We start from the raw sequence: 20,202 nt of genomic DNA on the forward strand, positions 1-20,202 counted from the left end.
CTGAGTTAAGAGTATAACAGAAAACAGACTTAACTATTCATGAGGAATAATCATAATGAATCAATTAGCAAATGCAAAATTCGGTCTAAATGACTTTGAATTACGAGATGGCATTTATTTTCCTAGCGACTATGAACAGTTGAATAATACTCAACATAAAAAAAAGTGGGACGCAATTGGGAAAACATATTATGGTTCCCAAATAATTGAAAAAGTTGCAGATACGTCGCCGATGAAACAAGATTACACTCTGCTAACTGGTACGCCTGGAGGTACTTGGAATAAATTTCCGTTGAATAAATCTGTTGGTTCTATTTTAGAAATTGGTTCTGGTTATGGTCGTGCACCTTTACATCTCTCTAAAGCTAAAAATCTGAAATGTGAAAAATATTATGGTATTGATATTTCTGAACCTTTATTGCGGCGATTAATCAAGGTTAAACAAGAATATAATTTTTTCCCTGAAGCTGAATTTAACTTGATTTGCAATTCTGCGGAAATATTGCCTTTAGAAGATAATTCTATAGATTTGGTCATTTCTAACTGCGTGTTTATGCATATCCCAGATGCCCAATTAAGAAATTTGTTAGCTGACATAGTTCGCCTACTAAAACCTGGTGGTATTTTCGTTTTTAATCATTCTTTTCACAACAAGTCTTGTCCTTCTCATATTATCCATAATTTTGTCAGAAAGCTGAACCCATTTGTCAGAAATCCAGTTTATCTCAAGCAATATTCTTCTGCTGAAATAGATGAAATGTTAGCGGCTGCTGGGATGAAAACAAAGTGTCCAGAATACATTGTCGAACCAACGCAAGAATATGCAATTTTGCCGGAAACTATTAAAGGAATTCCAGTACCTTTTGCTAATGCTATTAACAGAAGCCTCAAGCCATCAGGTAGTTTAAAAGAAACTTTGGCTTATGGTTTTAGTGCCTACAGCAGTCAACTGGAATAATTATAGCTATTTTCAGGTAAATAGACTCGCGGGGTACGGGCACAGCAAGCCTGTGCCTCTACTACAGAACTTTTTCAAGTTAGTTAAAGTTCCTGGTTTAAACAACTCCGCAATGGCGAAGCTTTTGGTTGATTAATCAGGCATTTAAAATTTATCGTTTGTTCCAAGTCAACTAAAACCTACTCGTCTACAACGATTGAACCAAGCACTTTAAATCTAAAGTCTCGACAACTTTGAATCAGTAGATTCTCAAGCTAGAGTTAATGCCGCTCAGGTTTTATGTTCTTTACGAGGTAAAGCACAACAAAGGAAATTTATTATAATGAAAATTTTCATAAGTAATCGATTAAAGTTTTTTTTAAATAATCATATATATTTAGACTTTTTACTAATGACTATATGTATATTTTATTTTTTATTTAATTTGTATAAATACCCTAAAGATTACAAGCAATGGGATTTCTTGTTTTTCACGGCTGTAGTAGTATTTGGAATTACATTTAAGTTATCATTAGATATTCCCAAGAAAATGGATATTACTATTAAAAGACTTTTCTATAGAGGAATTATTAATTCTGAGGAACATCTAAAAATCCAATTAGAAAAAAAAGCAAGTAATTTTGCTAGATTCTGGGGAATTTTACTAGGGATTGGAGTATTTTTAGGCTGGATGGTAGGATTAGAACTGAAAGCTTGGAACATATTTTTAATTATTTTTGAAACTTTTCTCGCATATTTAGCAGGTCGTACTTTTGGTATTATGGTAGCCTATGGTACTTTAGGATATCTTCTTAAAAAGGAAAATATTCTTCTTAGTTTAAAGCCAGATCATATTGATGGTGCTGCTGGACTAAAACCGATAGGTGATTTTTATTTTTTTCAAGCTATCATAGCATCAGTCCCTGCTTTTTTTATAGGTACTTGGTCACTATTATTAACTTTATGGTCAAAGAATGGTTATATACCTCAAAGTGCTTTAGTGTGGAAATAAAAAGCAATATTACTTTTAATATTAGCGATCATCTTTGAAATTCTTGTTTTCATTTTACCGATGCGAAGTTTTAATACAGCTATGGGTGAATTCAAAACTGAGTTATTAAAAAATATAGACGTAATAAGCAAAGATATTCTAATTATGAAAGAGCAGCTTTTAAATACAAAGAACGAGCAAGAATATAATTTAATAAAATCTAAAATATCTGATTTAAACGAAAGGTATCAGGCATATGAGAAGATGCCTACTTGGCCAATAGCTCTGAAAACCGGAAAATTATTTGCTATTAACAATTTTGTTTTAATTATTCCTTTTATCGTTAAACATTTTGATGGCTTTACAAAAGCTATTCATACAATTAATCAACACTCTCCTAAATAGGTTGATTATCACTATAAATTTTCCATATATTTATTGAATATTTAGTTTTCTATATCCCCCCAATAAAAGTAACCAAACTATTACAACTATCCAATGAAAAATCACTGATGTCCAGAAAGAACCTGTTTGAAAATATATAATTGTGCATAAACTTCCTAAGAGTGCTGCTAAAAACAGAAAAACTGGATTAATGAATGTAGAAAACCCTGCTGGAAATACTGTAATGCCTTCAATAGGATGATAAATAATAAAAATTACTAAACTGAAGCATCCCCACAACCACTGGTCACTGATTGAAGCCTTTTCTGTCAAATGAGGAAGTAGTAAAACACGAAAAAATAATTCCTCTGTTATTGCAGGGGTAAAAATAGAAAACATAATAACTTTAGACGCTGCAAATAATGATTTGTGAAACAATTCAAGCTTTAAAAATTTGAAATAGAAGCCTATAGGTAATGAAATTACTGCAAATAATAACAATAATATTGCCGAGTATAGCCAAGCTTTAGGAGATGGAATTGTCAAAATACCCTGTTGTATGCGTTGTATAAATATATTCATTTGAAATTTTAAAGTAATTTTTTACACTTTGTTATGTAATTTACCAACTTTTACCAACATATATAGATTAAAGTTGGTAAATTAGGGATTAGTTCAGTTATTCTTCCCTACGCAACTATGCCATTGGATTTATCGCCTCTTTGGATATCACTCAAAACTTCATTACTTGCGACATTTATCACCTTCTTCTTGGGTATTGCTGCTGCCTACTGGATGTTGGGATATGGTGGCAAAGGTAAATCGCTGATTGAGGGTATCTTTATTGCGCCACTGATTTTACCACCCACGGTTGTCGGCTTCTTGTTGCTGCTATTTTTTGGGAAAAATGGCCCTGTAGGGAAACTCATGCAGTCTTTTGACTTCAGCATCGTCTTTACTTGGTATGGTGCTGCGATCGCAGCTACCGTAGTTTCTTTCCCATTGATGTATAAAACTGCATTGGGAGCCTTTGAACAAATAGATGGTAATCTGCTGCGAGTAGCTAGAACCCTTGGCGCAACCGAATCTACAATCTTTTGGCGCATCAGTTTGCCTCTAGCAGTACCTGGTATTGTCGCCGCCACAATGCTCGCTTTTGCCCGTGCTTTGGGAGAATTCGGCGCGACGTTGATGCTGGCTGGTAACATTCCCGGACAAACGCAGACAATCCCAATGGCGATTTATTTTGCTGTGGAAGGGGGAGCAATGAACGAGGCGTGGTTTTGGGCGATCGCAATTATGGTGATTTCTCTATCTGGAATTATTGCAGTCAACTTCTGGCAAGAATTGCGGGAAAAGAAGAGGGGAGGAGGGGGAGCAGGGAGCAGGGAGCAGGGAGCGGGGGGAGAAATTCTTTATACTCCGCACTCTAGCTGTGAATCTGGTGGATTGTTAGTCAATATTGAAAAAATACTTCCTAGCTTTCATTTAAAAGTTGCTTTCACTACTGATAAGCAACCTTTGGGATTGTTAGGGGGTTCTGGAGCAGGTAAGAGCATGATTTTGCGCTGCCTTGCGGGGATAGAAACGCCCACAAGCGGGCGGATAGTTTTAAATGGCAGAGTACTGTTTGACTCCGAACAAGGAATTAATTTACCCAGCCGCGATCGCCGCATCGGTTTTTTAGTGCAGAATTACGCCCTATTTCCGCACATGAGTGTGGCGCAAAATATCGCTTTTGGCTTGCCCAAAAAACTATCTGCTGGCAGTATTAGAGTGCAGGTAGAAGAGCAACTAATAGCGATGCAGTTGCAGGGATTAGGCGATCGTTATCCGCACCAACTTTCTGGGGGTCAACAACAACGAGTAGCCTTGGCAAGAGCATTGGCAAGTCAACCGGAAGCATTGCTTTTAGATGAGCCGTTTTCAGCACTCGATACCCATCTGCGTAGTCAATTAGAGCAGCAAATGACAGAAACTCTTGCTATCTACCAAGGTGTGACTTTATTTGTTACCCATAATATGGAAGAAGCTTATCGGATTTGCCCGAATCTGTTGGTATTGGAGCATGGTAGAGCCGTTCATTATGGCAACAAACATGATATTTTCGAGCATCCTACTACTGTGAGTGTTGCCCAACTTACGGGATGCAAAAACTTCTCCCGTGCTGTTCTCCAGTCATCGCAACAGGTGGAGGCAACTGATTGGGGTTGTACTCTTCAAGTAATTGAACCAATCAAGAGCGAATTATCCCACGTCGGCATTCGTGCCCATCAGTTCATTTTTACCAACGACTCATCACAGCAAAATACCTTTCCCTGCTGGGTAGTAAGCACAAGTGAAACGCCTCATCGAATGACGTTGTTTCTCAAATTACATTCAGCTGCCAAGAATTCTCAAGATTACCATCTGCAAGCTGAAGTCTTCAAAGAAAAATGGGCGACTATGAAAGACCAACCTTTTCCTTGGTATGTGCATTTAGATCCTCTGCGCTTGATTTTGATGGCATGAACGCAGAGATATACGTAAGGAATTTTGATCAAAGGAGCGCTAGAACCACATTTTATTTTTGCTAAAGTGCAAACTTCATATCTGTCAATTCTAATTCTCCTTCAGCCTTCGCCAATATTAAATTAATTCCTAAACTTCCTGTAGTTAAATAATTAGTCTTAGGAATTTGATTGGTCAAATTCAACTTGGTGGGACTTGTGTAATTTTTAGATAAAATGGGCAATTTTTCCTCACTAATTGCACCACCCATTGAAATTAGTGAGATAGCTATTGTTGCTAGTGCTTTCTTGACTTCATTTTTTAAAGCTAAAGGCACGAGCCTAAATTGTTTTTTAGCATTGACGATCGCCTTCAGCCCTAACGGAAAAACTCTCTTCAGAAGTAGTCAGCATGAAACCATCAACCCTTGGAATATAGCTGAGAGTAAGGCGAAAATTTGCGTCCTAACTCCTCAAACAGGACTCACTTTCGCTCTATAAAGCAGCTTCTCACCTTGAAGGTAGCCAGTGTAGCGCACCTTAACTATTTCACCAGGTTGTGAAGTTCCCTCCATCAATTCGTGCATCTGGGGATCATAAGGTAATTCTGCTCCCACGGGTGCGATCGCTTTCACTCCCCACGCCTGTAAAAGCTTTTCCAGGGGTTTCTGCACCAACGGCACTATTTTGACTGCTGCTAGCTGTGGATTTTCCTGCGCTTTCTGGGCTGCTGTTGGCCATTGCAATAATAAAGACTCCAGCAGTTGCAAACTCGACTGCTGGAGTTCTTGTAGTAATATCTCTCGCTGTTGTTCTAGTTGCAGCTGCGATCGCTGGTACTCTTTTCTTAAATCTGCAATCTCTTCTAATAATTCCTGAGTAGGCGCTGCTTTGTCTTGTAACAACTCTACGGTTGAAAAAGTTGCGATTAATTCATTCAATGTCATCTGTAGCACTGGCGACAACTTGAGCAGCACATCTACCCGCATCTGCTCTAGCTTTCCTTGGCGTAACCGCAAAATTTGACGCGCTGAGACACCAGCAGCGCGACTCAGCGCTTTAAAACTAGAAATACCCACCTGTTGCATTAAATCTCGCAACTTTTGGGCATTGGGCATTGGGCATGGGGCATTGGGCATTGGGCATTGGGCATGGGGCATGGGGCATTGGGCATTGGGCATTGGCGATTAAGTTTTTTTCTATCCCCTATGCCCTATTCCCTATTTCCTATTCTTCCACTAAACTTCTCAACATCCAAGCTGTCTTTTCGTGTACTTGCATTCGCTGAGTCAATAAATCGGCGCTAGGTTCGTCGTTCACTTCCTCTACCACGGGGAAAATAGACCGTGCAGTTCTAACTACGGCTTCTTGTCCTTCCACTAGTAAACGGATCATCTCCACAGCTTTCGGAACTCCAGGAGTTTCTGGAATCGAACTTATTTTGGCATATTCGCTGTAGGTTCCGGGTGCGGGATAGCCAAGCGCTCTGATTCTTTCGGCTATTAAATCAACTGCTAAAGCTAATTCTGTATACTGTGTCTCAAACATTAGATGTAACGTTTGGAACATCGGCCCGGTGACATTCCAATGGAAGTTATGAGTTTTCAGATACAGTGTATAAGTGTCAGCCAACAGGCGAGATAAACCCTCAGCAATTTTAGCCCTACTCGCCTCGTCAATGCCGATATTTACATTTTTGACTGTTACTTTTGATGACATAATTTTCTCCTAATTAGGTTATATGTAATTGGGGATTGGGAATTGGGCATTGGGCATTGGGGATTGGGAATTGGGCATTGGGGATTGGGCATTGGGCATTGGGCATTGGGCATTGGGCATTGGGCATTTGGGCATGGCTTATCCCCCTCATCCCCCCACTCCCCACTCCCCACTCTCTATGCCAAGTGCATCTTCAAAACGCTGCGGGGTGCTTTACGGACTCTGGCTAAAATGGTTTCTTTGCCTAAACGTTGGCAAGCTTCATACCGATGACAACCAGAAAAGCCATAATATTGTCCATCTACTTCTAGGACATCAATCGGTTCTTGCTGCCCAATCTCCGCAATCGATTCCATTAAGGCTTGCACTTTATTTGGATCGTTTGTACGCGGCAATGGCCTTTTTATCTGATTTAATGGAATTTCTTGGACTCTAACCATAAGGAATTTATCCAACTAGTTCTGTTTTCTGTCTCTAAATAAATCATAGTCATTATGACTTCGTTTTGCAAGTAGTTTGAGCAAAACTGGTAATGGTATCATTGGAGCACTCATGCGACAAAAAAACCGCACTACAAAGGAATTGGAAAATCAGCTCCAACGCCGCATTAAGGGGCACAAGATGCTCGATGACTCCTTCGCGCTTCTCTACCAGACGCTGGGCGTAGCTTGCTTAAAAGTAGGGTTACGCTATCAGGTAGGCATGAAATTTTCGTTTTGGCGTTTTTCCCACACTCTGTTGACAACATTTTGTCTATTGGGACTAACTGCTGCATCAGGGCCTGAGAGCAACATCCAGGATATAGAACTGAAAATTGGGATTGTGCAGCGATTTGGCGATAAACCCACAGCCAGGCTGCAACTAGAACCCACAAAAGGCGATCGCTTAAAGCTAAAATTTCAAGTGGGCAATAAGCAGCAAATCCTGTTTACCAAGAACGGTGTAAAGCTAGAAACTCTCATGCAAGCTTTACCCCAGTCAGCAGTCGAAGAAGTAGTAGTTTTAGGGACATATCGCACCTTTGAAACTGCCGAAGACAGTGCTAATAAATGGCGTTCTCAGGGAATAGAAGTGGAAATAGCCCAGCCAGAACGCTGGCAGGTTTGGGCAAAACGAGATGTTTACAGCACTCTTTTACTGCGACGCTTGCTATTGCACAACATCCAAGCTTCTACCAAAGAAAAAGTATATCTTGATACTAAAATTTTGAAACAAGTGCCGCGAGTGAGTTGGATGGTGGATGGTAAACGCTACAGCCCGAATGATTTAGAAATTAGCACTGATAAAAATTTGATTCGGGTGAATAAAAGCGAAAAGCCAGAAAATGCTCATCTTTATGCTGGGCGACTGAATTTGCAGCCAAATGCATATGGCACATACACTCTAGTTAACCAAGTAACTTTAGAAACTTATTTGCGTGGGGTTTTGCCATACGAAATAGGCACGGATGCACCAATAGCGGCGCTGGAAGCTCAAGCAATTCTCGCCCGGACTTATGCTTTGAGAAATTTACGCAGGTTTGCCGCAGATAACTATCAGTTGTGTGCTGATACTCACTGCCAAGTTTATTATGGCGTGAATGGAGCGGCTGCCAAAACAGATCGAGCCATCGCCTCAACCAGGGGTAAGGTACTAACATATAAAAATGAACTAGTAGATGCACTGTATTCTTCCACCACTGGTGGCGTTACAGCCTCCTTTAGCGATGTCTGGAATGGCGCTGATCGTCCCTATCTGCGCCCTGTGCTGGATGCTGCGACTAATTTTTGGAACTTGTCTAAGCAGAGTTTAGCAGATGAAAAGAACTTCCAAAAATTTATTAATACCCAACAAGGATTTAATGAAAGCAAGTGGGATATGTTTCGTTGGCACAAGGAAACCCCTTTAAAGGATATTATCAAGGACTTGCAGAAATTTTTGCAGGTGAAAAACAGTCCTGATGCCAAATTTAAGACAATTCAGGCTATGTCAGTAGTGAAGCGAAGCCAGAGTGGACGCATCCTTGAACTTGCGGTTAAAACTGATCACAGCACGTTTGTTCTCCACAAAGACGAAGTTCGCAGTGCCTTTGCTGCTCCTAAGAGTACGCTATTTTACATAGAACCCCTAAACAAAGGCAAAGCCGAACTGTGGGGATACGCTTTTATTGGTGGTGGATTAGGGCATGGAGTCGGCTTGAGTCAAACTGGTGCTCAAAATTTAGCTAAATTAGGTTGGTCAAGTCCAAAAATTCTCCAATTCTACTATCCTGGTACTCAGATTCAAATTCTCAGCAAAGAAACTAAACTTTAAAAAATCAAGCAGGAACACTGTAAATTTTGTGTTCCTGCTCAACACGAAAATTAGGCTTTTTGTCAAAGTCGCTTTAAGAGGTACACACGACATTATAAGGCTGTTAACCCCAAATGCCCTGCTTCTATTTTGTCAACATGATTAACTCTTGCAAGAGGTTTATTGTTGAAATGCCCAACTCTTAGTAGAGTTCTTCTTCTTTGTGAGTTTCGATTGTGACGTCAGAGGTTGGGTAAGCGACACAGGTCAGTACATATCCAGCTTCTATTTGATCGTCATCTAAGAATGATTGATCACCCTGATCAACCGTACCCTTTACGAGTTTACCTGCACAGGTCGAGCAAGCACCAGCGCGGCAAGAGTAAGGCAGGTCAAGACCAGCTTCTTCAGCAGCGTCTAGAATATAGGTATCGTCATCAACGTCAAGTGTTTGGTTCAGCCCTTCGGCCTCGTTGATTAGTGTGACTTTAAAACTTGCCATTGAGTAATCCTCTCTTTTGCAAACGGCAGTATAAGTTATCTTAAGGCAAAGGTAACGGCTGTTCTGTGGGATTAGCCGCTGGTTCAAATTTGCTTCAATTCTGATACTACGAGAAAAATTAAACGATGTAACTGGAAATTGAACCCGATTAGTAATGAAATTTAGTTACTTAATCCTGATAAGTTTTATTTATATTATTTCCGGCTCTAGTGAGGCTGTGATTAGAAAAAACTATCTTAAGGATGAAAAAGATGAATAGGATTAATGCCACCTATATTTTGTCGGACTTATGCCCAAGAGATCCTCAAGTTCGTTTAAAAAGCAGAGCTGTTTTCTACCAGACGCTCCGCGATCGCTATGATAATTGTTAGATGAGATTTTTATAATCACCTGATTTTTCGGGGTTAGACGCTTGTGATTTAGCGCCTTTTAGGAAACTGGCAGGATCAAAAACAGAACTAGCGAGGATCATGTATAATCCAGAAGCAGCTTTAGAACAAGCAAGAGTGCGTGTAGGTTTGGTAGGAACTGGGTATGCGGCAAAGTTTCGGGCTAAGACATTACTCGATGATCAGCGATCGCATTTAGTCGCAGTTGTTGGTCATACCCCAGAAAAAACAGAAATCTTTGCCAAAGAGTATCAGATTGAAGCGTTGAGTTCTTGGCAAGAGCTAATAGAGCGTGAAGATATAGACCTCGTGGTCATTTCCACTATTAATCGAGATCATGGGGCGATCGCTCGTGCAGCCCTTACCAACGGCAAACACGTAATTGTAGAGTATCCCCTGGCGTTGGATGTAGTCGAAGCTGAAGAACTGATTGCCTTAGCCAAAACACAACAAAAACTTCTGCACGTTGAACATCTAGAACTTTTGGGTGGTTTACATCAAGCCTTAAAGCAAAACTTAGCCAAAGTTGGTCAAGTGTTTTATGTTCGCTACAGCACCATCAATCCCCAGAATCCTGCACCCCGCAAATGGACTTATAACCACGAGATGTTCGGTTTTCCCTTAATTGGTGCCCTGTCTCGCCTACATCGTCTCACAGATTTATTTGGTAAAGTATTGACTGTTAACTGTCACCAGCGATATTGGGAAATAGAACCAGAATACTACCAAACCTGTTTTTGCATTAGTCAACTGTACTTTAAAAGTGGACTTTTAGCCCAAGTAGTCTATGGTAAAGGCGAAACTATTTGGCAATCAGAACGCAAGTTTGAAGTTCATGGTGAAAAAGGTGGTTTAATTTTTGATGGCGACACAGGATTGTTTATTCAGCCAGGGGAAACAATACCTATAGAGGTTAGCCCTCGCCAGGGTTTGTTCGCCAAAGACACGAGTATGGTGTTAGACCATCTTTTTGATGGCACTCCTTTGTACGTTACCCCAGAGGAGAGCTTATATACCCTAAAGGTTGCTGATGCTGCACAAACAGCTGCACACACAGGGTTAACTATGTTTATGAAAGATACTTTAGATAAAAGTTAATGAAAACCGAACTAATTGTTATTTTATCCCAACGAGAATTAGAAAAAATGCGTCAAGCTGGGCGTTTAGCAGCCAAACTTCTTCAGCATCTGGAACCGTTTGTCAAGCCAGGGGTTAGCACTCTCGAACTCAATGATGAAGCCGAACGTTGGACGCAAGCTCATGGAGCAAAAAGCGCACCCCTTGGCTATAAGGGTTATCCTAAGTCGATTTGCACTAGTGTAAATGAGGTAATTTGTCATGGTATTCCCAATGCCAAGCAAATTCTCAAAGAAGGTGACATTATTAATATTGATGTAACGCCGATTGTTGAAGGTTATCACGGCGATACATCCAAGACATTCTTTGTCGGCACTCCTTCCCCAAAAACGAGAAAGCTGGTAGAGGTGACAGAGGAGTGTTTACGCCTGGGTATTGCTGAAGTTAAACCTGGGGGACGCATTGGCGACATTGGTGCAGCCATTCAAGAGTATGCTGAAGCCCAAGGCTTTTCTGTAGTGCGAGATTTCGTTGGACACGGTATCAGTAACATTTTCCACACTGCGCCGGATGTTCCCCACTATGGCACACGCGGTAAGGGCAAGCGCCTCAGACCAGGGATGGTTTTTACCATTGAGCCAATGATTAACGAAGGCACTTACGAAGTTGAGGTTCTCAGTGATAAATGGACTGCTGTAACGCGCGATCGCCAGCTTTCTGCTCAATGTGAGCATACCTTAGCTGTAACGGAAGATGGCGTTGAAATCCTCACCCTACCTGAAGGCGAGAATTACTGGGCTGCTTGATTAACCTATGGTTGAAACTCTTGCTGCGGAAAACGTCACACTTGAGCAACTAATATTACTCTATGGATTAGAGTTAGTTGATTCGGAAGAATTCTTTTGAGAGTGGCAAGATGGCCTACTAGAACTGACAAGCTTAGAAAAGCAGCTATTGGATCAAATAAAGGCAGGTTACATCAATTTACGAAACTATCCGCCTTTATTAGAAAATACAGTTAACACGATTGTTTTATCGCCACTACTATTCATTGGCAAGTTTTATTTACCTCCTTTTCACCTCAAATTAGAGAAATCTATCGAGATTGAAACATTAGACAAACAAACTATCATCAAAGGACGAATTGACTTCTTACTTCTAAATCAAGGACAACAGTTTAGGGGAACAGAACGCCTCATCTCCCAAACATTTCCAGACCTGAATTTGACCGCAGAATAGATATTTGTCGCAGGTCGCTAGAGTTAGAAATTTGGGAACATGTGGCGCTTTCTGGGGAGAAGTATGTTAACGGCTTAATAATCCTCATCTATCACTATCCGAAAAATTTTGCCATTTCTGAAATCTAGAGCTTTTGTATAGCAGGCGATGTCTACGACGGGCTACGCCTACGCGCGATTCTTTTCTAATAACAAATACAAGACCGATTTTTTCTAATAGTATAGCTTGTATTGATTGCTTCATAAGGCTTCTAGCGATCGCCCTCCCGGAGAGTGACAGATGAGGGATAATTCATTAGTGGGGCTTATGTTGGAAAAGCGCAAAAACAATATAAACTAAATTTTAGAACTATTTTTGATGTCAACATCATCAATAAATTCAGTGCTTCTTAAATCTTCAGAGTTAATAGCAAAGACCTGTTCAAATCAGGTGTGGTTCTGTTATCTCTTCCCACTCGTTATTTCTCCATCTTATTTTCTCGGCGTCGCTGAATGAAAGTGTGAAATTCCATGTTTGAAACTGTTTTCTTTGCGCCTTTGGAGGAAACCAAATTCATAGGTTTAATTAGCAACGTCCTTTGATGATGGGGAAGTGATGAGGTAATTTTTTACCCTCTAAGTTAAAGAGAAACTTATCAATGGCATTTTATACTATTAACGGTACGAATGGCCCTGACACTTTAATTGACTACAATCACTATCCTGGCGATGGTTACATAAGTCTAGTTACCATCAACGGATTTGACGGTGACGACATTATCAGTGGGCAAGATATTTCTACTAAATATCATATCTTTGGGGGTGCTGGCAACGATTTCATCGTTGGCGGTGTTAACAAAGATATCCTCATAGGCGATGATTTATCTGGCGGCGTTGGTGGTAACGATTACCTCGTTGGGGGTGGGGGGGATGGTGACGATATCCTCTATGGCTCTGGTGGTAACGATACTCTCGATGGGGGTGCTGGCCCTGATAAACTCACTGGGGATGTTGGCACTGATAGCCTTATTGGGGGTACTGGCAACGATCTTTTCGTGTTTTATTCAGTTTTAGATAGTCAACCTGGTTTGTCACGAGATATTATCAAAGACTTTGTTGGAAACGGTAACTTACCCGGTGACATAATCGATATATCTAACATAGACGCTAACACCACCAAAAAAGGCGACCAAGCTTTCACTTACATTGGAACTCGCGCATTCACCGCAGCAGGTCAGATCCGTTATTCTGGAGGTATTCTCCAAGGTAACACTGATAGTAATCTAGCGGCTAATTTCGAGATTAAGCTTGAAGGATCACCACTACTAGTGGCAAGCGATATTATCGTTTAACGGACTTTGGGGGTTTAAGTCCCCTGTCTCTATAGGCAGCGTTAGAAATACTAACTGTAGGTTGGGTTAAGCGGAGCAAAACCCAACGTTTCCGCGCTTGTTGGGTTTCGTTCCTCAGCCCAACCTACAAAAAATTAAATTTCGACCCTTTTTTAGGGTGACGTGTACTAAGTTCCTATAGCAATCCTATTTGATTTGTGAAAATTCGCAGTGTCTAGATCCCCGACTTCTTTAAGAAGTCGGGGATCTAACTTTTCACCAATGATTTAGGATTGCTATATATTGAATTCGGGCAGTCATTGATTGAATTCGAGCTGCTGTTGATTTAATTCGGGCAGTCGTTGATTGAATTTGGGCAGTCGTTGATTTAATTCGGGCAGTCGTTGATTGAATTTGGACAGTCGTTAATTGAATTCGGGCAGTCATTGATTGAATTTAGGCAACCCCCAAGAATTTACATAAAGCCATTTAATATATTTGTAATCCTAATCAACATTTATTGCATGATAAAGTAAAACATATATGGAGGTAAGATTATGACTCAAGCGTTGCCCAAATTACTAACCTTTAATGAATTTATCGAATGGTATCCCAACGATGGAAAACGCTATGAGTTGCACAAAGGAGTAATTATTGAAATGCCGCCTCCAACCGGAACACATGAAAAAGTTATTGCATTTTTGTCGCGGAAATTAACTGTGGAGTTCGATCGTCTCAATTTACCCTACGGAATTCCCAAAACTGCATTGGTCAAAACTCCTTCTGCCGAATCCGCTTATTCGCCTGATGTGTTGCTGCTAAATCTTGATAATCTCCACAATGAACCGCTTTTTCAAAAACAGTCAACAGTAAGCCAAGCAGCATCGGTTCCAATAGTCATCGAAGTTGTTTCAACCAACTGGCGAGATGATTACTACAATAAACTTAGGGATTATGCTCGCGTAGCGTCTCGAAGAGAAGAAATGGGCATTCCCGAATATTGGATTGCTGATTATGCTGCATTGGGTGCAAGAAAGTTCATCGGCAATCCCAAACAACCCACTATTTTTGTATGCGAATTAGTTGATGGTGAATATCAAATGACAGCGTTTCAAGGTAACACCGCGATTTCATCACCTACCTTTCCCCAGTTAAATTTAACTGCACAGCAGATTTTTAATGCAGCTAACTAATTTTTATCTAGTCTTATAACTATCTTCCCAAGTTATTGGGAATACCTTCACAACCACCAGGAATAGTACCTCTAGTTTTTTCGCCACCCCAAGTGCAACAGTAGCAACGTGCAGACTCAGACATCCGTTGCACATTGGTGAAATCAGCATTTTCCACCACAGCGCCAGTGTGTTCGCCGATTTCATAATCTGGTGGTTCAGTGCGACTGCGGGGTGATGCTTTGTCCAATGTACCGTAGAATAAGCGAATCCCGTTCAGGTCAGCACCGCTAAGATTAGCATTATATAAAATTGTGCGGGAGAGATTAGCTTTTACTAAATCACAACCGGCCAGATTAGCGCGGACAAGATTAGCTTCGCTCAGATCAGTCCAACGCAAATCAGTACCGGAAAGGTCTGCTCCCGCTAGCATTACACCTAAATCGATAACGCGCACACCTTCTAGGCGGTCTTCTGCATAACCGCCACTCCCATCAAGAATGGCTCGACCTAATCGGCCATCGCGTTTTAGGGGTGACAGCAACTTGGAACGTGAGAGAAAGCGGAGAATTTTCGCTTTACCACTGCTATCGACACTACTTAAAATTGCCGCAGTGCGTCCTTCAGCGATCGCTCTCTCTTGGGGCCAATCTTCTAATAATCCTTCTTCATCTAATACTAAGTCTGAAACGCCTTGGAAATAGGAATCAATCGTCTGTTGCTGAGTAATAATGTTTTGCTGAACTGTTAGCAGGTTTTGCTGAATTGTCAAGTCTTTGGAAATAACATATTGTCGCCATGCTACGTAAACGGCGATGACGGCGATGAAAATTTGCCCCAAAGCGCCAAACCAGTCTGCTAGGGTTCCAGCAATGTTCCAGTTAATTTGGCGTCCCCAAATAAGCAAGCGATCGCCTACACCTGTGAACCGGATCAAGCCGATGATGGCTACTAGTAGTCCCAAAAAGGCAACAAATAAGGTGCGTTCTTCGGGTGAAAACCACTTGTCTAAAACTTCTTGCAACCAAGGCAACAGTATTGCAAGGGATAACAGCAAACTCATCAGCGTTCCAATAATGCCGATGATCCTGTTATTGAGGATAACTCCAATAAAAGTGATAGCGATCGCGATTAGAGTAATCAGCAATGCCCTCGGCTTAACTGTGAATTGCTTGGTAGTGGGTTGCTTGGACTCAGAACGGGCTTGTTTGAGAGCAGTTGTATATTGCGGAGATTTTAAAGATGCGATCGCTGCTAGGGCTTGTTGTGTCGCTAGTACTTCTGAGCTGAGGTTCTTCTCAGTTGCACCACCGTCAAAGTCATCTGGCTGCAAATCATTTTCTGGGATAGGTTCTGGGGTTGGTAGATTAGAGGAATTGGATTCAATCGTCATGTTTTCTATTTTGCCCCAGCAGATTCAGAACAACATCTGTTTTATCAGAAATTGCCCGAAGCTCAAACTTGCACCCGAATATAGCTTGTGCCAGCAAGTTACCACGATTAAGAATTTTGATGAACGCGATGTGTGACTTATTCTTGGAACCTGTCTTCCATTCCTCTTCCTCCACAGTCCGAGAGGCTTTGATTTTTGCTACCAACCCTTGTAATTGGAGTTAGGTTTGAGAGTAAGTCGCACATGGCGTTATCTATTACTTTTTAGCTGACTACTGTCAGCAAGCAGAGGTAATCTCTTTTGTTGAAAGTTGAAAATGTTATTGATGGATGCTTCTTTGCGTGCGCGACAGTACACTGGTAAGTTACCAAAGCACCCGTTACCACTACCACCGTAGATATCCGTTAGAATTTGATTGTTCTGAGTTAATCGCCAGTATTTGTGACGCCACTGTCCAGAAGGGCATGTGGCTGTGCCATCATCAGAGGCATATGTTCCTCTATAAAAAATAAAGCCTCCATAAGTCAAGCCCGCCGGTGGATCATCAGATAGAATTATATACGGTTGCTTGTTATAGATCCTTGCTCCTACATTCCAGAAACTACAGAGAACGGGTAATGGCTCGTTTGTGGTATAAGCAATTGCATATTCGTACTTAGTACTTGGAAAGCTTAGAATCTGACAAGTGTTTACATCGATCTGGCTTAGATATCCACATTGAACCCAATTACTTGCATAGGCTGGCGAAACTGCAAAGATACCTATAAAAACTGAAACGAGTTTACAAAAGTTTTGAGTTTTTGTTTTCATTTTCTTGCTCATCATAATGTTGTGATGTTTTCTAAAATTTTTATAGCGTTTTCCAGGTGCATCAAGTACATCAAATCAAAACCTCACCCCTAACGCCTCTCCGTAAGTTCGGAGAGGGAGATAAAGCACAGCTTTATCAGGGTGAGGTTAAGCTGTACTTCACTCTTATTAAAAAATGGTATATTAAGCACACTCAACCGTAAGCTGTAGCAATCACGCTCTTTTCAACAGTTTAGGTCTAATCTAAAAGACAGCAAGATAGCTAACAACTACTGCTGGAGAATACTAGTTTTCTTCTACCAAAAGTACAATATCAAACGGAAAATTACAAAAGCATCAATTTATACAAAACTTAATATATTTACAGCACTCATTATCGTATATAAAAATGCCTCTAGTTTTACAGCAGAACTCAGCCAAGGTGTGATTCAACGCTTTTTAGCGGTTTAGTTTTTGATATTTCAATATCAATTGTGTCGGTAGCAATCAAATCTGCTGCTTCTTCTAAAAGCTCATTTTGTTCCTTTTGAATTGCTTCTAAACGATTAGAAATTTCAGCTAATCGTTGTTGCTTATTTGGTTGAAAATTTTCAGGTAGTAAAGTAGGCAGATTATCAGTTATTTTATTAGCTGTCATTCGTTGAATAGTAAAACTACCAACTTCAGTTAAGGATACAAAACTAACTTTAATCAAAGCCAGAAGTAATTTTATCGGAACTTGGAGTATTGACCAACTAGCTGTTTCAATTAACCGTACAATTGCTTTGATGATGCTCCAAAGTAGAGCAAGTGCAAACAGCAGAATTATTACACTAATAATTGGGTGATTAGCTCCCCAACCTAATATTTGAACTAACCTAAAAAAGACCGGGTGTTGTGTCAGCCAATCACTTACAGAAGATGAGATCGCACCTTTTACTGCTCCCGATGTAGTACTCTTAAATTGCTCTGCTGTTTGCCAACTTTGTTCTAAGGTTGTCGTAACAGTATCAATTGCTTTATCGGTTGTTGTATTCAAAGATTCCCCAACTTGTTGTGCTGAGTTACTTAGAGAGTTAACGCTTCCGCCCACAAAATCTTTCACATTTTGCAAGCGTTGTAAAATTCCATTAGGCAAATGTATATCTAATTGAGATGCCATAAAATATTTCACCGAGGCTAAAATCTAACCCGTAACCCATCTTTAGGGCGATTAGTGGGAACTAACACTGTTTCTAAACTTTGATTGGGTAATATCGGAATCGTATTTGATTTTTGAAATTATCTACGTAGGCGGGGAGTGGGGAGTAGGGAGTAGGGAATAGGGAATAAAGAATTAGGCTTTTCGAGTTGTACGGAGCTTTTTCAGAAATCAAATATTAATTCTATATAGGACTCCTATTTGATTTTTGAACAAATTAAGTACTAATCGAAAAGGTTTATTCCCTACTCCCCACTCCCTATTCCCTACTCCCAGCCTACGCAAGTCAGTTCAATAATCAAAGCGGATTACTATATCTCCTAATCATAACTACGTAGAAGATGAGCAGCAATAATCTTCATTTCCATTTTGGCAAAGGCTATACCAATACAGATTCGTGACCCACCGCCAAAACCAACTAAACTAATTTAATTACTTTTCATATCTCTCTAACTCGAAGCACTAGTATAAAACCGCAACGCAAACCGCCAAAACCAAGTAGAAGTGAAAAACAGCACTACTGCTAATATTGCCGCACCTATCAACCAGCTAATTTCACTCCGACCTAACAGCGCTTCGGCTGGTATAGTAGTTAAAAAAGCTACTGGCATCACAAAGGTAAAGAAAAAGCGGTAAACAGTGGGATATGCGGCGATGGGATATCGTCCAGCTTCCAAAAAACCACGCAACACTTCAGTAACGTTGTATATTTTGACGAACCAAATAGTTGTGGCTCCCAGCATAAACCACAGGCTGTACAAAATCACCAAGCTGAACAATAACGGCAGTACACTAAGTAGATAGTCGTCTATCCCTAGACCGAGGCGTTTACCTGCATAACCAATAATAATACTACCAAAAACTAGATCCGGCATTCCCCAAGGTGAAAGAGTATGGGTGGAAAGCCAAAACTGACTGGGGATAGGTTTTAATAATATAAAGTCCAAAGTGCCTTGCTGTACATGGCGGACAATGCGATTCAAGTTCGATGCCAGAAAAATAGCAGAAAATCCTTGTAGTAAGGTAAAAATTCCTAAAACTACTAAAGCTGCTTCCCATGACCAGCCACTAAAAGTGTAGCCAGTCCGGTAAAATAAGAATAGGCCAAAGAGGCTACCGACAAGGTTTCCCAAGCTGCTGAGGGTAGCGATGAAAAAGTTAATCCGATACTCCAACTCTGCTGCGATCGCAGCACCCCAAAATAGTCTTAGTACTTTCAAATATCTTCGCATCTTGCACCCATAACCCAAAATCTGCCATCTGTCATAACATTTTTCAAAATTACACAATAACTTTACGTAAATTTAATATTACTTTTTATTCAGGAAAATTGCTAAACGTTAAGATGTTGTGGATCTATTGTTGAAAAATAAGAAATTCTATGCATCTGGATTTACCACAACTGATTAAATCACTCGGCTACTTTGGGGTATGGGCGATTGTCTTTGCTGAATCTGGCTTGTTAATTGGTTTTTTTCTGCCTGGAGATAGTTTATTGTTCACTGCTGGATTTGTCGCATCTCAGAATTTACTGAACATTTGGGTTCTGATTTTTGGTGCTTTTATTTGTGCAGTCTTAGGTGACAATGTTGGTTATTTTACTGGGCATAAATTTGGCAGAAGACTATTTCAGAAGGAAGATTCATTGTTGTTTAAGAAAAAATATCTTGTGAAAACCCAAAACTTTTATGAACAGCATGGTAAAAAAACGATTGTTCTAGCACGGTTTTTACCGATTGTACGGACTTTCGCGCCGATTGTGGCTGGAATTGGTGCGATGCATTATCGCACATTTATGTCTTACAACTTAATCGGTGGCTTTCTTTGGACATTCGGCATTACCATGTTAGGGTTTTTCTTAGGAAAATCTCTGCCACCTGAACAAGTAGATAAGTATTTGTTACCGATTATTGGATTAATTATAGTTATTTCTTTAGTGCCATCGATTATTCATCTAATACAAGAAAATAGAGCAAACAAAAGTTGAAATATTTTTCCTAGCTCCTTAGTAGATGTTTTATTGTAAAGACTAAGTATATTTATTTACTGAAGCCGTAAACATCAGAGCTTGATAAGAACCTCATGACTTCCTTAAATATCAACCTCTATCTCTTCCTAGAAAATATCATCTTTTTCCTAATTGCCACACTTTTTATTGTGGTTGTGAACTGGGGGTGGAAACACACAAAGCCCTAGACCCTACCTCTATCATTTCCCGCTTGGGATAAAGTCTGGTTGCTATCAGTGCAACTGCTAGCAGTAGTGCCGCCATTAGTGGCTATGGTATTAGACATCTCCGAAAAAGAATGTAGAGACGCGAAATTTCGCGTCTCTACAAGG

At 40.4% G+C, this 20,202-nt stretch carries 23 protein-coding genes and 1 pseudogene; 11 read left to right on the top strand and 13 right to left on the bottom strand.

All coding sequences use genetic code 11. From position 1 onward, the window contains the following. Positions 1-55: 55 nt before the first annotated feature. From PUQ00_RS18300 to PUQ00_RS18310, 3 genes are all read left to right on the top strand, one after another. Complete coding sequence (locus tag PUQ00_RS18300; RefSeq protein ID WP_300419193.1) at positions 56-958, top strand: class I SAM-dependent methyltransferase; 903 nt, start codon at positions 56-58, stop codon at positions 956-958. Positions 959-1,280: 322 nt separating this feature from the next. Beyond that, complete coding sequence (locus tag PUQ00_RS18305; RefSeq protein ID WP_300419195.1) at positions 1,281-1,949, top strand: hypothetical protein; 669 nt, start codon at positions 1,281-1,283, stop codon at positions 1,947-1,949. A gap of 81 nt (positions 1,950-2,030) precedes the next feature. Continuing rightward, positions 2,031-2,333, top strand: a complete 303-nt coding sequence (locus PUQ00_RS18310; protein WP_300419197.1) for a hypothetical protein — start codon at positions 2,031-2,033, stop codon at positions 2,331-2,333. Positions 2,334-2,363: 30 nt separating this feature from the next. Here the strand turns inward: PUQ00_RS18310 and PUQ00_RS18315 are convergent, their stop codons facing one another. Then, entirely contained in the window at positions 2,364-2,858 is a 495-nt protein-coding gene (locus tag PUQ00_RS18315; RefSeq protein WP_300419198.1) for a CPBP family glutamic-type intramembrane protease, read from the bottom strand. A gap of 153 nt (positions 2,859-3,011) precedes the next feature. On the opposite strand from PUQ00_RS18315, the gene modB reads away from it, so the two are divergent. Then, the gene (gene modB / locus PUQ00_RS18320; protein WP_300419200.1) at positions 3,012-4,823 is read left to right on the top strand and encodes a molybdate ABC transporter permease subunit; all 1,812 of its coding nucleotides are present in this window, start codon (positions 3,012-3,014) and stop codon (positions 4,821-4,823) included. A 61-nt stretch (positions 4,824-4,884) separates the two neighbouring features. Here the strand turns inward: modB and PUQ00_RS18325 are convergent, their stop codons facing one another. From PUQ00_RS18325 to PUQ00_RS18345, 5 genes are all read right to left on the bottom strand, one after another. Further along, positions 4,885-5,139 (bottom strand): hypothetical protein, encoded by a 255-nt coding sequence (locus PUQ00_RS18325; protein WP_300419202.1) that lies wholly within the window; start codon positions 5,137-5,139, stop codon positions 4,885-4,887. A 135-nt stretch (positions 5,140-5,274) separates the two neighbouring features. Then, the gene (gene grpE, locus PUQ00_RS18330) at positions 5,275-5,919 is read right to left on the bottom strand and encodes a nucleotide exchange factor GrpE (RefSeq protein WP_300419231.1); all 645 of its coding nucleotides are present in this window, start codon (positions 5,917-5,919) and stop codon (positions 5,275-5,277) included. A 109-nt stretch (positions 5,920-6,028) separates the two neighbouring features. Further along, a complete protein-coding gene (locus PUQ00_RS18335) occupies positions 6,029-6,520 on the bottom strand; it encodes a Dps family protein (protein WP_300419203.1) in 492 nt (163 codons plus the stop codon). Further along, a complete protein-coding gene (locus tag PUQ00_RS18340; protein ID WP_300419206.1) occupies positions 6,505-6,693 on the bottom strand; it encodes a hypothetical protein in 189 nt (62 codons plus the stop codon). The genes PUQ00_RS18335 and PUQ00_RS18340 overlap by 16 nt, the downstream gene beginning before the upstream one ends. A 3-nt stretch (positions 6,694-6,696) precedes the next feature. Beyond that, positions 6,697-6,960 carry a sulfiredoxin gene (locus PUQ00_RS18345; protein ID WP_300419208.1) on the bottom strand — a complete coding sequence of 88 codons (264 nt, stop codon included), beginning with the start codon at positions 6,958-6,960 and terminating at the stop codon, positions 6,697-6,699. Positions 6,961-7,222: 262 nt separating this feature from the next. Here PUQ00_RS18345 and PUQ00_RS18350 point away from each other — a divergent pair, with 262 nt between their 5' ends. Continuing rightward, positions 7,223-8,812: a SpoIID/LytB domain-containing protein gene (locus PUQ00_RS18350; RefSeq protein ID WP_300419233.1), complete on the top strand. Its 1,590-nt coding sequence runs from the start codon at positions 7,223-7,225 to the stop codon at positions 8,810-8,812. Between the two features lie 181 nt (positions 8,813-8,993). Here the strand turns inward: PUQ00_RS18350 and PUQ00_RS18355 are convergent, their stop codons facing one another. Then, positions 8,994-9,293: a ferredoxin gene (locus PUQ00_RS18355; RefSeq protein ID WP_300419210.1), complete on the bottom strand. Its 300-nt coding sequence runs from the start codon at positions 9,291-9,293 to the stop codon at positions 8,994-8,996. A 470-nt stretch (positions 9,294-9,763) separates the two neighbouring features. Here PUQ00_RS18355 and PUQ00_RS18360 point away from each other — a divergent pair, with 470 nt between their 5' ends. From PUQ00_RS18360 to PUQ00_RS18380, 5 genes are all read left to right on the top strand, one after another. Beyond that, positions 9,764-10,780, top strand: coding sequence for a Gfo/Idh/MocA family oxidoreductase (locus PUQ00_RS18360; protein ID WP_300419211.1), 1,017 nt, complete (start codon positions 9,764-9,766; stop codon positions 10,778-10,780). Continuing rightward, a complete protein-coding gene (gene map, locus PUQ00_RS18365) occupies positions 10,780-11,565 on the top strand; it encodes a type I methionyl aminopeptidase (RefSeq protein WP_300419212.1) in 786 nt (261 codons plus the stop codon). Before PUQ00_RS18360 ends, map begins: the two co-directional genes overlap by 1 nt. 148 nt (positions 11,566-11,713) lie before the next feature. Next, positions 11,714-11,998 carry a hypothetical protein gene (locus PUQ00_RS18370; protein WP_300419213.1) on the top strand — a complete coding sequence of 95 codons (285 nt, stop codon included), beginning with the start codon at positions 11,714-11,716 and terminating at the stop codon, positions 11,996-11,998. Positions 11,999-12,635: 637 nt separating this feature from the next. Further along, positions 12,636-13,328 carry a hypothetical protein gene (locus PUQ00_RS18375; protein ID WP_300419214.1) on the top strand — a complete coding sequence of 231 codons (693 nt, stop codon included), beginning with the start codon at positions 12,636-12,638 and terminating at the stop codon, positions 13,326-13,328. A 536-nt stretch (positions 13,329-13,864) separates the two neighbouring features. Then, positions 13,865-14,500, top strand: a complete 636-nt coding sequence (locus tag PUQ00_RS18380; RefSeq protein WP_300419216.1) for a Uma2 family endonuclease — start codon at positions 13,865-13,867, stop codon at positions 14,498-14,500. Between the two features lie 19 nt (positions 14,501-14,519). Here PUQ00_RS18380 and PUQ00_RS18385 read toward each other — a convergent pair whose 3' ends face one another. From PUQ00_RS18385 to PUQ00_RS18410, 6 genes and pseudogenes are all read right to left on the bottom strand, one after another. Beyond that, positions 14,520-15,872, bottom strand: a complete 1,353-nt coding sequence (locus tag PUQ00_RS18385) for a pentapeptide repeat-containing protein (protein WP_300419218.1) — start codon at positions 15,870-15,872, stop codon at positions 14,520-14,522. After that, on the bottom strand, positions 15,862-16,077 hold the full coding sequence (locus PUQ00_RS18390; RefSeq protein ID WP_300419220.1) for a hypothetical protein: 216 nt from the start codon (positions 16,075-16,077) through the stop codon (positions 15,862-15,864). Before PUQ00_RS18390 ends, PUQ00_RS18385 begins: the two co-directional genes overlap by 11 nt. A gap of 44 nt (positions 16,078-16,121) precedes the next feature. Further along, complete coding sequence (locus PUQ00_RS18395) at positions 16,122-16,682, bottom strand: hypothetical protein (protein ID WP_300419222.1); 561 nt, start codon at positions 16,680-16,682, stop codon at positions 16,122-16,124. Between the two features lie 412 nt (positions 16,683-17,094). Next, positions 17,095-17,823, bottom strand: coding sequence for a hypothetical protein (locus tag PUQ00_RS18400; protein ID WP_300419224.1), 729 nt, complete (start codon positions 17,821-17,823; stop codon positions 17,095-17,097). 362 nt (positions 17,824-18,185) lie between these two features. Next, positions 18,186-18,287: pseudogene (locus PUQ00_RS18405) on the bottom strand (cytochrome P450); the annotation flags it as partial. A gap of 24 nt (positions 18,288-18,311) precedes the next feature. Then, on the bottom strand, positions 18,312-19,094 hold the full coding sequence (locus PUQ00_RS18410) for an ABC transporter permease (protein WP_300419225.1): 783 nt from the start codon (positions 19,092-19,094) through the stop codon (positions 18,312-18,314). Between the two features lie 149 nt (positions 19,095-19,243). Here PUQ00_RS18410 and PUQ00_RS18415 point away from each other — a divergent pair, with 149 nt between their 5' ends. After that, entirely contained in the window at positions 19,244-19,849 is a 606-nt protein-coding gene (locus PUQ00_RS18415) for a VTT domain-containing protein (protein WP_300419227.1), read from the top strand. The last annotated feature ends 353 nt before the right edge of the window (positions 19,850-20,202 follow it).

The sequence above is a fragment of the Nostoc sp. S13 genome, from assembly GCF_029379315.1.
In the GTDB taxonomy this organism is placed as follows: domain Bacteria; phylum Cyanobacteriota; class Cyanobacteriia; order Cyanobacteriales; family Nostocaceae; genus Nostoc.

What these genes read in the sequence shown, in the direction of transcription:
- PUQ00_RS18300 (WP_300419193.1), top strand. Translation starts at nt 56, where the DNA reads ATGAATCAATTAGCAAATGCAAAATTCGGTCTAAATGACTTTGAATTA.
- PUQ00_RS18305 (WP_300419195.1), top strand. Translation starts at nt 1,281, where the DNA reads ATGAAAATTTTCATAAGTAATCGATTAAAGTTTTTTTTAAATAATCAT.
- PUQ00_RS18310 (WP_300419197.1), top strand. Translation starts at nt 2,031, where the DNA reads ATGGGTGAATTCAAAACTGAGTTATTAAAAAATATAGACGTAATAAGC.
- modB (WP_300419200.1), top strand. Translation starts at nt 3,012, where the DNA reads ATGCCATTGGATTTATCGCCTCTTTGGATATCACTCAAAACTTCATTA.
- grpE (WP_300419231.1), bottom strand. Translation starts at nt 5,919, where the DNA reads ATGCCCAATGCCCAAAAGTTGCGAGATTTAATGCAACAGGTGGGTATT.
- PUQ00_RS18335 (WP_300419203.1), bottom strand. Translation starts at nt 6,520, where the DNA reads ATGTCATCAAAAGTAACAGTCAAAAATGTAAATATCGGCATTGACGAG.
- PUQ00_RS18345 (WP_300419208.1), bottom strand. Translation starts at nt 6,960, where the DNA reads ATGGTTAGAGTCCAAGAAATTCCATTAAATCAGATAAAAAGGCCATTG.
- PUQ00_RS18350 (WP_300419233.1), top strand. Translation starts at nt 7,223, where the DNA reads ATGAAATTTTCGTTTTGGCGTTTTTCCCACACTCTGTTGACAACATTT.
- PUQ00_RS18355 (WP_300419210.1), bottom strand. Translation starts at nt 9,293, where the DNA reads ATGGCAAGTTTTAAAGTCACACTAATCAACGAGGCCGAAGGGCTGAAC.
- PUQ00_RS18360 (WP_300419211.1), top strand. Translation starts at nt 9,764, where the DNA reads ATGTATAATCCAGAAGCAGCTTTAGAACAAGCAAGAGTGCGTGTAGGT.
- map (WP_300419212.1), top strand. Translation starts at nt 10,780, where the DNA reads ATGAAAACCGAACTAATTGTTATTTTATCCCAACGAGAATTAGAAAAA.
- PUQ00_RS18375 (WP_300419214.1), top strand. Translation starts at nt 12,636, where the DNA reads ATGGCATTTTATACTATTAACGGTACGAATGGCCCTGACACTTTAATT.
- PUQ00_RS18380 (WP_300419216.1), top strand. Translation starts at nt 13,865, where the DNA reads ATGACTCAAGCGTTGCCCAAATTACTAACCTTTAATGAATTTATCGAA.
- PUQ00_RS18385 (WP_300419218.1), bottom strand. Translation starts at nt 15,872, where the DNA reads ATGACGATTGAATCCAATTCCTCTAATCTACCAACCCCAGAACCTATC.
- PUQ00_RS18395 (WP_300419222.1), bottom strand. Translation starts at nt 16,682, where the DNA reads ATGAAAACAAAAACTCAAAACTTTTGTAAACTCGTTTCAGTTTTTATA.
- PUQ00_RS18400 (WP_300419224.1), bottom strand. Translation starts at nt 17,823, where the DNA reads ATGGCATCTCAATTAGATATACATTTGCCTAATGGAATTTTACAACGC.
- PUQ00_RS18410 (WP_300419225.1), bottom strand. Translation starts at nt 19,094, where the DNA reads ATGCGAAGATATTTGAAAGTACTAAGACTATTTTGGGGTGCTGCGATC.
- PUQ00_RS18415 (WP_300419227.1), top strand. Translation starts at nt 19,244, where the DNA reads ATGCATCTGGATTTACCACAACTGATTAAATCACTCGGCTACTTTGGG.